The 12,114-nt window shown below is 28.6% G+C and carries 15 protein-coding genes, 1 pseudogene and 1 other annotated feature; of the genes and pseudogenes, 4 read left to right on the plus strand and 12 right to left on the minus strand.

Annotated features, from left to right (window positions below):
• Positions 1 to 131 (plus strand): transposase (locus QMG30_RS19220; RefSeq protein ID WP_281818449.1); only part of this gene is annotated, 131 nt, incomplete at its 5' end.
• Between the two features lie 168 nt (positions 132 to 299).
• On the opposite strand, the gene QMG30_RS19225 is transcribed toward QMG30_RS19220, so the two are convergent.
• The 4 genes from QMG30_RS19225 to QMG30_RS19240 form a co-directional block, all read right to left on the minus strand.
• The gene (locus QMG30_RS19225) at positions 300 to 1,001 is read right to left on the minus strand and encodes a DUF4332 domain-containing protein (RefSeq protein WP_281818255.1); all 702 of its coding nucleotides are present in this window, start codon (positions 999 to 1,001) and stop codon (positions 300 to 302) included.
• 196 nt (positions 1,002 to 1,197) lie between these two features.
• A complete protein-coding gene (locus QMG30_RS19230; RefSeq protein ID WP_281818256.1) occupies positions 1,198 to 1,719 on the minus strand; it encodes an SMI1/KNR4 family protein in 522 nt (173 codons plus the stop codon).
• A 112-nt stretch (positions 1,720 to 1,831) separates the two neighbouring features.
• The gene (locus QMG30_RS19235; RefSeq protein WP_281818258.1) at positions 1,832 to 2,308 is read right to left on the minus strand and encodes a pyridoxamine 5'-phosphate oxidase family protein; all 477 of its coding nucleotides are present in this window, start codon (positions 2,306 to 2,308) and stop codon (positions 1,832 to 1,834) included.
• Between the two features lie 121 nt (positions 2,309 to 2,429).
• Positions 2,430 to 2,834 (minus strand): hypothetical protein, encoded by a 405-nt coding sequence (locus QMG30_RS19240; RefSeq protein ID WP_281818259.1) that lies wholly within the window; start codon positions 2,832 to 2,834, stop codon positions 2,430 to 2,432.
• Between the two features lie 752 nt (positions 2,835 to 3,586).
• Between QMG30_RS19240 and QMG30_RS19245 the strand changes: the two genes are divergently transcribed.
• Positions 3,587 to 4,027, plus strand: a complete 441-nt coding sequence (locus QMG30_RS19245; RefSeq protein ID WP_281818261.1) for a helix-turn-helix domain-containing protein — start codon at positions 3,587 to 3,589, stop codon at positions 4,025 to 4,027.
• A gap of 503 nt (positions 4,028 to 4,530) precedes the next feature.
• Here the strand turns inward: QMG30_RS19245 and QMG30_RS25175 are convergent.
• The 8 genes and pseudogenes from QMG30_RS25175 to QMG30_RS19285 form a co-directional block, all read right to left on the minus strand.
• Entirely contained in the window at positions 4,531 to 4,755 is a 225-nt protein-coding gene (locus tag QMG30_RS25175; protein ID WP_309298658.1) for a hypothetical protein, read from the minus strand.
• Between the two features lie 279 nt (positions 4,756 to 5,034).
• Positions 5,035 to 6,314: pseudogene (locus tag QMG30_RS25180) on the minus strand (alanine--tRNA ligase); the annotation flags it as partial.
• Between the two features lie 42 nt (positions 6,315 to 6,356).
• Positions 6,357 to 6,603: a binding site (T-box leader), on the minus strand.
• A gap of 488 nt (positions 6,604 to 7,091) precedes the next feature.
• Complete coding sequence (locus QMG30_RS19260; RefSeq protein ID WP_281818263.1) at positions 7,092 to 8,363, minus strand: site-specific integrase; 1,272 nt, start codon at positions 8,361 to 8,363, stop codon at positions 7,092 to 7,094.
• Between the two features lie 93 nt (positions 8,364 to 8,456).
• On the minus strand, positions 8,457 to 8,651 hold the full coding sequence (locus QMG30_RS19265) for an excisionase (protein WP_281818264.1): 195 nt from the start codon (positions 8,649 to 8,651) through the stop codon (positions 8,457 to 8,459).
• Between the two features lie 224 nt (positions 8,652 to 8,875).
• Complete coding sequence (locus tag QMG30_RS19270) at positions 8,876 to 9,418, minus strand: hypothetical protein (protein ID WP_281818266.1); 543 nt, start codon at positions 9,416 to 9,418, stop codon at positions 8,876 to 8,878.
• A 63-nt stretch (positions 9,419 to 9,481) separates the two neighbouring features.
• The gene (locus tag QMG30_RS19275) at positions 9,482 to 10,054 is read right to left on the minus strand and encodes a hypothetical protein (protein ID WP_281818267.1); all 573 of its coding nucleotides are present in this window, start codon (positions 10,052 to 10,054) and stop codon (positions 9,482 to 9,484) included.
• 136 nt (positions 10,055 to 10,190) lie between these two features.
• Positions 10,191 to 10,592 carry a hypothetical protein gene (locus QMG30_RS19280; RefSeq protein WP_281818269.1) on the minus strand — a complete coding sequence of 134 codons (402 nt, stop codon included), beginning with the start codon at positions 10,590 to 10,592 and terminating at the stop codon, positions 10,191 to 10,193.
• 260 nt (positions 10,593 to 10,852) lie between these two features.
• Positions 10,853 to 10,957 (minus strand): helicase C-terminal domain-containing protein, encoded by a 105-nt coding sequence (locus tag QMG30_RS19285; protein ID WP_281818271.1) that lies wholly within the window; start codon positions 10,955 to 10,957, stop codon positions 10,853 to 10,855.
• A gap of 197 nt (positions 10,958 to 11,154) precedes the next feature.
• Between QMG30_RS19285 and QMG30_RS19290 the strand changes: the two genes are divergently transcribed.
• Both QMG30_RS19290 and QMG30_RS19295 read left to right on the plus strand, forming a co-directional pair.
• Entirely contained in the window at positions 11,155 to 11,355 is a 201-nt protein-coding gene (locus tag QMG30_RS19290; RefSeq protein ID WP_281818272.1) for a hypothetical protein, read from the plus strand.
• A gap of 53 nt (positions 11,356 to 11,408) precedes the next feature.
• The gene (locus tag QMG30_RS19295; protein ID WP_281818275.1) at positions 11,409 to 12,053 is read left to right on the plus strand and encodes a hypothetical protein; all 645 of its coding nucleotides are present in this window, start codon (positions 11,409 to 11,411) and stop codon (positions 12,051 to 12,053) included.
• Positions 12,054 to 12,114: the final 61 nt, after the last annotated feature.

Consider the following 12,114-nt stretch of genomic DNA (forward strand, 5'->3'; position numbering starts at 1 on the left):
GTGAATATTTAAAAGAATATTACTGTAAACCCGTATTTTGGAGTAGAAGTTATTGCATTTTAACAACTGGAGGAGCAACAATAGAAATGATTGAGAAATATATTCGCTCTCAAGCAGGAGTTAAAGAATAAAAACCGTTCCGATTCATCTCCCTCCTAGTTAGAGGAGGGAGTTTTCTCGAAATATCTAGATAAAAGTATATTAACATGAAAAGATGATTTAGTCATTAATTTATATTTTTATTATAACATTATGGATTTCCTCTAATGGTATTTCCTTTCTGTACGATATCTTACCTCTTATTCAAACTCAACTTGAATAGGATATATTTGTGACCACATAATATGGGTTGCTAACTCTTTCTTTAATGGTGCCATCTTAGCAACATGCGTATCCTTTACAAAAGCTGTTAGATACTCTCTTGTTTTATCCAAATCTAATCCTATAAATTTTTGCACATAATCAAGTCCTGCTTCATAATAGAGATTTGCTCTAATATACTTGACTCCTGGTAATCTCATAAGATCTGCCATTTTTATGAGCTTTGTTACACAATCTACTGGAACTCCAACTTCTTTCGCTACCTTTTTTCTATCTTCTTTTGTTTTCCCTATTAGAAGAATCTGATCTGATTTTTTATAACCCTTATTCAAAAACTTATTAATCTCTTTCTTACTTAAACTCTCTATTTTCTTTATAGGAAATGGTTTGTATTGATTAAAAGCTAGTAATTTTATTAATGATTGTAGATAAGTGAATTGAATGCTAGTCTTTTGGCATAATTCTTCTAATCTGTTATGGTTGTTTTGAATCTCTAATAATTGATTGGTATATTTATAGCCTAATTCATCAAGTTTATTACAGTAAATTACTGCGTTATCTATTAAATGATAATAACTTTGAGGTATTGTAAGTTCTGTCAATACTATGGGAATCTCTTTGATTGAAAAGTTATTAATAATCATACTATACTTGTATGATGTATTTAGTGACAAATACATCAATACGTTCCTCCTTATCATATTTAAATCAGGACATACATATAAGAAACCAACTCACTTTTATGCCATTATTTCTACTAACTCCATCTTAATATATAATCTGCTATATTGAAATATTTCTCGTCATGTGTTATACCTCTCATTATATTAAAAAAACTAAATTTCTACTTCTTAGATCTGATGAAATGTATAACTCTCAATAAAGAATTTCAGCAAAATCATATAGTTTTGGATTTAGTGAATATCTCCAATAGTTTTGATAATTTAAAGAAATATAATACTCTAAGAAAGTTGAAAAATCATATTCAAAACACATAAATTCATTTAGTGAATATTGATCTCCTACATATAGATATTTTTGGGTTTTTATTTCATTACTATTGACTATGATATAATCATCTAAAATAACTCCAATCGTAAATATTCCTTCCCTATAATTATTTGCTCCTATAAGATCTTTCATTTCTTCAAGACTTAGCAAGTCAAGTTCCCCATTAATTAAAAAAGCCATACCATCAGAAAACAATAGCAGCTCTTTATAATCTTGGGGCAATAGACAACCTGTATCATTTTCAAAAGTTTCTATATCTTCTATCCTTGCAGGTTTCCTAAATTCACAGTTATAATTTTTATATTTTCCTCCGTTGTATACTACCTCTTTTTCTAGTTTCATTTTTTTTAATAGTTGAGTTATTGATGATATATTATTAGAATTCAATAGAAACCCTCCAAATCACAAATAATATTTTATAGTTAATCCAAGTTACGCAACATTTTCTTTGTTTATGAACAAGGTAGTAATACAACTGGCTTTTATTGCTGGACATAACTTAGGTTACCACTTTATTAATAAAATCAATTTCATACTTCTGTTCACCGTATTTTCTTTCATTGTCAATAATGGTACCTTCTGTAAGTGTGACACGCAAGACGATTGAGTCCGGATTGTCCTCATCGCCAACCTCATCAAACCAATCAAAGATTTTTTTGAACTCTGCTCTGATTTTCGCATTCTTCTCGTCCTTTACCCAACCGAGATTTTCAGCCGTGCCCTGGAAAGCATACCAATCCAACCCGCCTACAGAAACCTCGTTGTTCTTCTCAATTTGCAAAGTTTTATTTTTTTTTACGTCTGTGGAAACATAAAATACACCGTCTTCATAATAAGCGCAAACCATGCGGACAGCAGGACGGGGATTACCGGCAGCGTTCGTAGATAATGATATTGTCGCAAGTGCAATAATTACTTCTTTACCATTTCCACAACGCTCTTCCATTAGTTTGATTGCATCATCGTATTTACTCATTTTTTTAAATTCCTCCCATTTTATTGTTTTTCCTTTATCCTAAATTCAACCTCATATTAAAATCACCTTCTTTGAGGTTAACTTATGGAGAATTTAGCAAACAATCTTCTATTCAATCCTTTTATTCTTCAAGTAGTTTATTTAAATAATTTTTTAAATAAGAATATTTAATACTTAACTTATAATATCGATTTTTAAACTTGCAATATGCTATCTCTTCGTCTTCTAAAAACCCTAGTATAGATTCATTATTATCTGAATAATGCAGTATCATATAAAATGATGGAGCTAATTCTAAACGCCAATTTTTAACAGTTTTCCACTCTTTAATATCTAAGTAATCAATTATATCTTTTATTACACTTTTATCTCCAGCAGTAAATGATTCTGGTCCGTGTTCTATAGTTATTTTTTGAATTTCATCACTTTTAATTATTTGTTCATCATTTTTTATATTATGAAAATATACTAATGCTAGTATAATTATTAATACCAAGACTCCTACATAAATATGAATATTTTTCATCTTATACCTCACCAAACCTATAATTTATAAACTCTTTATTAATAAACTATTATTAAAAGATAAAGATAGATTAAAATTTCCTGACACAAAATTACTAGCTTTTATTCTATTAAAACTAAAATTGTATGTATAATGTTAGTTAATATGTAAATAAGCTCTCAATCTACTTATTGTTGAATCATATCCTACCTATAAAGATTTTCATTAGCTTACTTCTTTACAATTACAATTATTATAATCTTAATCATATCAGTTTCGTTTAAAATACTCAATGTCTTTTATTATCTTGTATAAATTTTTTCTTATCTAATATATTATTAGTAACTTTACAATAAAAGTAAAAACAACCAATTGTTTGACATCTCTGTAACATTGGATGCAACAGAGACTAAATCTAGTCTCATTCTAGTATGTTATTAATTAAACTTTTTTAAATTCTTATATAATTAAGTTATTAAATAACCCCATTATATTATTTCAAATAAATTTACTGTATCTTTTTTCACGAAAATATGTTGACCTAGATATTGCTAAATAATCTATCATTTTCTTATTACCTCACTCTAGTATATTTGTATGATTTTGACGATATATACGCGTCATATGAATATCTCCGTTTCTAGTGCTTTATCTTGACAGAAACTAATTTCTATTATACTATAAAATAAGAATCATATTTCTAATTTTGAAATAATGATTCTTGTTTATCAAGGATAAATAAGAAATTAATTGCTATGAACGGAGGAATATATATGAGTTTTGGCAATAAAGTCAGAAACCTAAGAGCAGAAAATAAATTAACACAATCAGATTTAGCTTCGAAACTTGGAGTCTCTACAAGAACAATATATAATTATGAAAAAGGTAATCTATTTCCTAAAGATATTAAAGTTATTAAGGGATTAGCCGAAATATTTAATGTAACCACTGATTATATAATGGACGAAATTGACGTAAAAATTATGCCTGAAGAAGAAAGTACTATCATAAATTATGCTAAAGACAATTTTGGATACAAAGGAAAAAAAGAAGCTGAACAACTTATTGAAAAAACTGCTGCTATTTTTGCAGGTGGTACATTATCAGAAGAAGATCAGGATAAATTTTTTGAATCTATAACCAAATTATATTTCAATGCTAAAAGAAAAGCAAGGAATAAGTACGGTAGACAAAGTAATAAATATAAATTATGATGATCTAGGAATATCAATGAGGTCTGTTAGTCATGTAAGAATACAAATCTCATCATAAACGTCAAATAATATTTTGTAAATTGTTGTGTAAAGTACTATAATATAGGCGTAAATGCAAAGATTCTTCACCATTTAGTCATTATTAAAGACAAATTTATTCTGAGCTAGAATCTAGGTATAGTAAGCATTAGAAGTTTTGGGATATTTTTAATTAAAGAACAAAAAAGGAGAATGTATAATGAGTAAAAAATTTCTCGGGAATAGGCCAATGATTTATGTGCATTTTTAATGCAACTATATTTTTCTATACGGTATATCTGATTTTTTTATATTATCACCTTCATTATAAATAAGTATCCATTTATAATTTGTTTCATTAGCTTTTTGCCTACATCATCACATTTTAAAACAAAAGCCCATGAGTGTAAATAAATTCCTCAAGAGCTTTTTTTGACAGTTTATTTATAAATTCCTTACGTATTTATTCTCCTTCAGTTATTACCTTAATCCAAATCAACAATAGCTTTTATTCTTCTTACACCTAAAGAAGAACTTTGCTCTTTAATTATTTTAAAATACCCAAGTTCAGCTGTATTAGAAACATGTGGTCCACCACATATTTCTAATGAATATCCTGGAATATCATAAACTTTAACAATGTCACCATATTTTGATTCAAAGATTCCTATTGCTCCACTTTCTTTAGCATCTTTTACATTCATTTCCATACAATTAATATCAATACTCTCATTAATCGCCTTATTAACAATGATTTCTACCTGACCTATCTCTTCTTCAGATAACTTTCTATGAAAAGAAAAATCAAATCTTAGTCGTTCAGAATTGATGTGGCTTCCTCTTTGAAAAACCGAATCTCCTAGAACTTGACGAAGAGCACTATTGAGCAAATGCGTTGCTGTGTGTAGTCTAACACTGTTACGATTATGTTCTGCCAACCCTCCTTTGAATTTCCCTGCAGCTCCACTTCTGGATTTCTCCTGGTGCTCTTCAAACTTTGCTTTAAACCCCTCTACGTCAACAATGATTTCTTTTTCCCCTGCTAGTTCTAATGTAAATTCAATAGGGAAACCATAGGTATCGTATAATTTAAAAGCTTGTTGACCGTTCAAACATTCACCAACTTGTAATTTCCCAAAATATTTGTTTGCCATTTTCAATCCACTTTGAAGAGTTTTATTGAATTTATCATATTCCTTTTTTAACTCTTCAATGATAGTTTCTCTGCATAACTTAACCTCAGTATATGCTTCTCCATATATTTCAATAACTTCTTGCGCTAATTCAGGTAATATATTCTTTTTAACACCTAACTTATGAATCATGCGAATAGTACGTCGAATAAGTCGTCTAAGTATATAACCTTGCTCTGAATTTGATGGAACAATATTCTTTGGATCAGCAAGAATAAATACAGCAGCCCTAGTATGTTCACATATGATTCTATAAGTCTTTTCATTGCTTTTATCATATGATACCTCACTTATTTCTTCCATTTATTGATTAATGGAACAAATAAATCTGTTTCATATACATTTTGTAGATTATTTGCTAGGATCAATAATCTTTCAAATCCTAAACCCACATCAACGTTCTTTTGCTTTAATTCAGTAAGATTTCCATCTTTATCTTTGTTATATGCCATAAAAACATTATTCCCCAATTCAACATACTTTCCACAACTACAGGCTGGTCCACACTCCTCACTACAATCAGGTAAATCATTTACATAGAACATTTCTGAATCAGGACCACATGGACCTGTTTCTCCAGCCGGTCCCCACCAGTTTTCATCATCTCCATAATAAAAAATCTGTTCTTTACTTAATCCTAGCTCTAACCATGTCTGAGTAGCTTCAGCATCATATGGCACTTTATCATTTCCTTTGTAAACAGTTACTGCAAGGCTAGAAACAGGTATATTAAGTTTCTCTGTAAGAAATTCAAAACTCATAGTAATTGCCTCTTTTTTAAAATAATCACCTAAAGACCAGTTTCCTAGCATTTCAAAGACAGTTAAGTGATAATCATCACCTACCTCCTCTATATCTCCTGTTCTTACACATCTTTGTACATTCACAAGACGTTTCCCTAATGGATGCTCTTTTTCTAAAAGATAAGGAACAAGTGGTTGCATGCCAGCTGTTGTATATAATACACTTGCATCATTTTCAGGCACTAAAGATGTAGCTGCGGCTAACTTATGTCCCCTTTCTTTGTAATATGATACATAAAGTTTTCTTAATTCATTTGCTGTCATAACCATCATCCTTTCTTATAAGATTACATTAAAAAACCCTAAGCTTTAATAGCTTAGGGCGAATTCTTAATTCGTGGTACCACCTAAATTCAGAGATAATCTCTACACTCATCAAGTACAGGCAACTCATATTACCGATACTCTATCCTATGATAACGGTGGATTTCCGTTGAAGCCTACTATTATTTCGGTTCAAGGCTCCGAGACTGCTTCAATATATTGATTGTGAAGATTCGCACCACCCATCTTCTCTCTGAACAATACAAGTATATTTACTACTTCTCTTCTTCGCCTTTATTGTTTATTTCCATAATTTTATCACTGCATATCATTTTTGTCAAATAAAAATATTCTGAGAATTTTTGCTATGGATTTTCATGACAATTTATAATAATAAAAAAAACTAGAGTAACTGATAATTACCAGAGTTCTCGTTTTTCACATCAATTTTCACTATAATTATATAACCATTATAGTTCGATATCATAAAATATTAATCAAATATATTAAAATTTTTGACACCAAATGGCATCAATTCAACACCACAAGCTACGATAACTTACGATACTTTACGAGTTTCAATAATCGCTGTAACCCTCGTAAAACCTAGCTTTCCTCACCAATCTCATCCATAAGGTATGGTGTTTGCTGATAAACATAATAAGAATGTAGAAATTCAAAATTTCTAAAACTCTATCCCTTGTAATTAAAGGCTTTCAAGTCACACGACACCAAAATATGGTTACCTGACACCAATTTTGACACCAACACTATTTTAGACACCAACTAATTTGCCTTAAACAGATAAACACAGTTGTTTTGCTCTTCTTTCTCAGTGAATTTTTTGTACTGATCATCAATCATAGATTCGGAGACATCCATTGTATCATCTAGAACTTTTTCAAGTTTTATCATCTCTTCTTGAGAATGCTCTACTAACACATGAGTATATAAATCCATCGTCATTTGTAGTGTTGCATGTCCAAGGTATTTCTGAACTGTTTTAGGTTTAATCCCTGCTTCAAAACACCTTGTTGCAAAAGAATGTCTAAAGCAGTGAGGTGAAAAGTAATCCATTTGTTCAAGTTCATCACGTAGCAAATTAATTTCGTCAATAATCTTTCGAACAGCTTGACCATAAACCTGTGCATTAAGAGGTGTACCAAACTTTGTTGTAAATAATAGTTTTTCAAAACCTTTTACTGGCTTTGTTGTTCGTCTTGCCATAATCACATTTCTTTGCATAATTTGTTTCTTTAAAGCAAGAGCACACTTTTGATTCATTGGAACTTGCCTTTTACTAGACTTGGTTTTGGGAGGATCAAAGTGAAACATCTTCTTTTTATCTCCTTCAAATTTTTGATAAACCAATGTCTTATTAACATCAATAAGCATTTCATCAAAGTCAATGTCATCAAGTGTCAGACCACAGGCTTCACCAGGTCTTAATCCAGTGGATATCGCTACCGTAAATAGATTGTCATAAAATGATCCCTTACTGCATTCAAAAAAACTTGCCTGTTCTTCAGGAGTTAATACTTTTGGTTCTGCCTTTTCCTTGGTTTTCATTTTGATACCTTTTGCTGGATTTTTTGAAACAATTTCATTAATCATAGCTTTATCAAACATATCCTGTAACAGAATTCTTACCTTATTACGTGTCTCATACTGATATCCTTTAGAATCTAAATTATTCAAGATCTCTAATATCTTAAGTTGTGTAATATTAAGCATTTTCTTTTTTCCTAAGGGTGATGAAATATGCTTTTCATAAATTGATATGTAGTGGCTTTTAGTGTTAGCACAAATAGTTTGATTTTTATAGTTCTTCATCCACTTCTCAAACCATTCATCCAAAGTCATCTTATCATCAGCATGATTCAATTTATTTAAATCTTCATATATAGCAGCATTAAGAAGAACCTTAAGTTCTTTTAAACTTCTGCTTTTCACCTCTGGTCTTCTACCAAAACGATTGGTAAAACGTCCAACATATCTACCGTCTTTTCTTTGGCTAATACCAGTCCCTAGTTCTTTACCATTTATATCTTTACCCATAATAAGCTCCTTCCAAAAAGAACTTTTAATGGGTTATATAATTTATTTTTCTATTATAACCCACTACCAGCTCAGATTTCAATGTTTCGTCAATTACAAATTACCAGAATTTATATCAATCCATTTGTCCAATTTTCTTTTATTTGCATACAGTCTATTTCCAATCCGTATTACATAAGTACACATAGGATTTTTTAATAATTCTCTAGCCTTGGTTTTACCTATTCCTAAATATGTACAGAATTCTTCTAAATTTAACAATGCTTTGTCAGTTTCTTTTATCTTCATCTTCTCCACCCTCTTCATTCAAGTCACAGTCACGATTTATTATAAAGATTGGTACAATAAATAGTCCTGCTACGATAGCATGATAACTGATAATTTTATATATGTTTACTCATCTTCTGATTATAAGTAATTGGAATAACAACTATTATTATTGATTATAGGCGTAAAAAAACCTCAGCTTGTCTGGCTGAAGTTTTTTATTATACTTTATTTAATCTTGCTATTTAGTCTATTTGTTTCCCCTTTTGGAAATATACTATTTTAGGTTCGCTATACCTATTTTGATTGACATAAAATTTGATGAATATACCGTATTCATAGTGAAGATTATTTTCAGTATTTGTATACGCCTTTAATTTCTCAAAGTCATAGTTTTCATTTACTCTGCTGGAAGACTTTTTTATCTCAATTGCAATGAGATTCTTATCGTTTCTTCCTCTTTTATGTACAATAATATCAGGTATAACACTTTTTTCTATTAGAATATCCGCATCCTCTATTATATCTTCATTACTGTTAATGCTTTTGTGATATTCTCTCCATATATCTTCAAGTATCATTATTTTTTTGCCACCACTTACTTGTTCAATATCTTTGTTATATTCACAATCTACATTAAACTCTTTTCCAAATGTATTCTCTAGGTATAGTGCTAATCTATGAGCTATACTTCTTTCACTGACATCATTTTTAAGAAGGTAATTATCATTTACCCTAAGAGTATCCAGTGCTATTTTTATACGTCTTTTTATTTGGTATTTTTTCATGATTTACTCCAATCTGTTGAAAAATATCTTTTTAATTATGTGAGCTTAATTTTATAACAACAATTACCTATTATCATCAAATATCCATCTATCCAATTCATTCTTACATCCTGTCAGTACTATTTTTTCTTCAACAATTAACTCTATTGTATTCTCAATATACACTTTTACCTCTGGATAAAAACTATCAATGATTTCTTCTTTTTCAGTATCATTTAATTCATCCCAATAATCTGAATTAAATTTACTTGGTGGTACAACGCATGTTACTCCATAAGTTATAGCTAACTCATCTAAGAAAGTATATCCTTTGCAATACATATAATAAAATTCTTGGTATATATGAGCTAACTGACCAAAGTTCAAATTTTTATCTAAGCATTTTCCTAGCAATCTTATTAAGTTAATTGATTCAAAAACTCCATAATCTACATATTGGTCAATAATCCTAAGTAGATTTTCTCTAGCATACTTATCTTCATAGTTTATAGATATCAAATCTATATAGTCCTCATAAGATACATATGTCATTATATTATCGTTATAGTAAATCCAATCTTCAAATTTATAAATACTGTTATTATTATAAATAAGATCGTATATCCATTGCTGAAGTTCATTTAGTTCTAATTTCATAGTTGGTCTCCGTTAAATATAAATTTTTGTTGTATTATCATAGAATTAATGGTTTATAGTCCATAGCTATATCATATATTTGTTCTGCTGTTAAATCTCTATCATCCCAGAAAAGATTAACACACATATAATAAATTTATTCTTCAAGTATTTTATTTAAATAATTGTTTAAATCAGAGTATTTAATACTTAGCTTATAATATCTATTTTTAAACTTGCAATAAGTTATATCTTCGTCTTCTAAGAACCCTAGTATAAATTCATTATTATCTGAATAATACAGTGACATATAAAACGATGGTGCTAATTCTAAACACCAGTTTCTAACAATTTTCCACTCTTTAATATTTAAGTAATCAATTATATCTTTTATTACACTTTTATCTCCAATAGTAAATGATTCTGGTCCGTATTCTATAGTTATTTCTTGAATTTCATCACTTTTTATTTGTCTGTTATTTTTTATATTTTGAAAATATAATAATACTAGTATAATTATTAATAACAAGACTCCTACATAAATATGTTTAATTTTCATATTCCACCTCACCTAACCTATAATTTATAAACTCTTTATTTACTATACTATATAAAAAGATAGAAAGTTCCCTGACACAAAATTACTACCTTTCATTCTATTTTAAAAGTAAAATTGAAGTCTAAGTGCTAGTTAATATGTAAATAAGCTCCCAATCTACTTATTGTTGAATATATCCTACCTATAAAAATTTTCATCAGCTTACTTCTTTATAATTACAATTATTATAATCTTAATCATATCAGCTTAATTTAAAATATTCAATGCTTTTCAACATTCATTCTACTGTCTAATATTGATGTAACCCCTGTATCTGTTTCACTTCTTATAAGTCTACCAACACCTTGTTTTAACTTGATAATCATTTCAGGTAATATAACCCATCAATAATAAAGTTTATTCATTTACACAAATAAATTCAATATTTCATCCTTATACCTAGATTCTACATCTCTAAGTTCAAATATAATTAATAAATATTTTTTAAGCTATTACATATTTCGACAGATAAACATGAAGCTGTTTGTTATAATAAAAAAAAATATTAGCAATTATTTTATACTTGACAATGATTTTTGCAAATACTGTATTAGCTATGGAATCAACTGATACCAAATCTGATGAAATAGTTAAAGACGATAAGTTACTTAAAGAATATATTCAACTCGGTAAAAACTTCTTAAATCAATACTATAGTTCTATAGCTGAAAAGAAAGCATTCGACAAATTAAGCTATATACATAAAAATGAATTAAAAAAATAATGTAACCTTACTATTGATGTATTTATTAGTTATAACACATCAGGAGGAAAAAAATGAAAAAAAATAAAAGTGTCTGGATATTACTTATTGTTATCCTATTCATATCAATTGTTTTTATATTAAATAACCAGCATAATAAATTAACTATAAATCAAATAGATTCAAATGATTTAAAAAATCAAATGATTGGTTCTGAGTTGCCAAGGTTGCTATTTTCTGATGAAAATAAAGTGATTTTTGAAAGTGGAGGTATATATATTTATGATTTAATTGATAAGAACGTTACTTTATCATTGGATATAATCTCCTTCAAAAACAAATATTTTTCAGACAAAACATTTAAAGATATTAAACCTTGGGCATATGCAACCAAAGACGGGAATGAAATACTTCTTACATTTATCAATTACGCTAGTGAACCTTTTGAAAAGTATTATAGTTTTAATGTACCAGATAAAGTAATTAAAGAAATTAGTGTAGAAGCTTTTGAAGCTAAAAAGGCAAATATATTTTTATGTGAGTATTTAGATGATAATAATGAATTTTATAGTAAATCGACTAGTATGATAAGTCGTATTGATGATAAGCGATTCGTTTATTTAACATATGATAATTACAAAGTAAACTCAATAAAGATTGTTTTAGTTAATAATAATAAGCCAACAATCTACAATGTATTTAGTGAAAAAAGTAAATAGAGTGTGTAAAAAAAGCTCTCTAAATATGAAAAAAATTGCTTTCTATGATAAGATAAAAATA

The organism is Vallitalea longa (assembly GCF_027923465.1).
GTDB lineage: Bacteria > Bacillota > Clostridia > Lachnospirales > Vallitaleaceae > Vallitalea > Vallitalea longa.

Coding starts and splice junctions, on each gene's coding strand:
- QMG30_RS19275 (WP_281818267.1), bottom strand. CDS start 10,054: ATGAAATTAGAACTAAATGAACTTCAGCAATGGATATACGATCTTATT.
- QMG30_RS19295 (WP_281818275.1), top strand. CDS start 11,409: ATGAAAAAAAATAAAAGTGTCTGGATATTACTTATTGTTATCCTATTC.
- QMG30_RS25175 (WP_309298658.1), bottom strand. CDS start 4,755: ATGGAAATGAATGTAAAAGATGCTAAAGAAAGTGGAGCAATAGGAATC.
- QMG30_RS19265 (WP_281818264.1), bottom strand. CDS start 8,651: ATGAAGATAAAAGAAACTGACAAAGCATTGTTAAATTTAGAAGAATTC.
- QMG30_RS19245 (WP_281818261.1), top strand. CDS start 3,587: ATGAGTTTTGGCAATAAAGTCAGAAACCTAAGAGCAGAAAATAAATTA.
- QMG30_RS19260 (WP_281818263.1), bottom strand. CDS start 8,363: ATGGGTAAAGATATAAATGGTAAAGAACTAGGGACTGGTATTAGCCAA.
- QMG30_RS19285 (WP_281818271.1), bottom strand. CDS start 10,957: ATGATTATCAAGTTAAAACAAGGTGTTGGTAGACTTATAAGAAGTGAA.
- QMG30_RS19240 (WP_281818259.1), bottom strand. CDS start 2,834: ATGAAAAATATTCATATTTATGTAGGAGTCTTGGTATTAATAATTATA.
- QMG30_RS19235 (WP_281818258.1), bottom strand. CDS start 2,308: ATGAGTAAATACGATGATGCAATCAAACTAATGGAAGAGCGTTGTGGA.
- QMG30_RS19270 (WP_281818266.1), bottom strand. CDS start 9,418: ATGAAAAAATACCAAATAAAAAGACGTATAAAAATAGCACTGGATACT.
- QMG30_RS19280 (WP_281818269.1), bottom strand. CDS start 10,592: ATGAAAATTAAACATATTTATGTAGGAGTCTTGTTATTAATAATTATA.
- QMG30_RS19225 (WP_281818255.1), bottom strand. CDS start 1,001: ATGTATTTGTCACTAAATACATCATACAAGTATAGTATGATTATTAAT.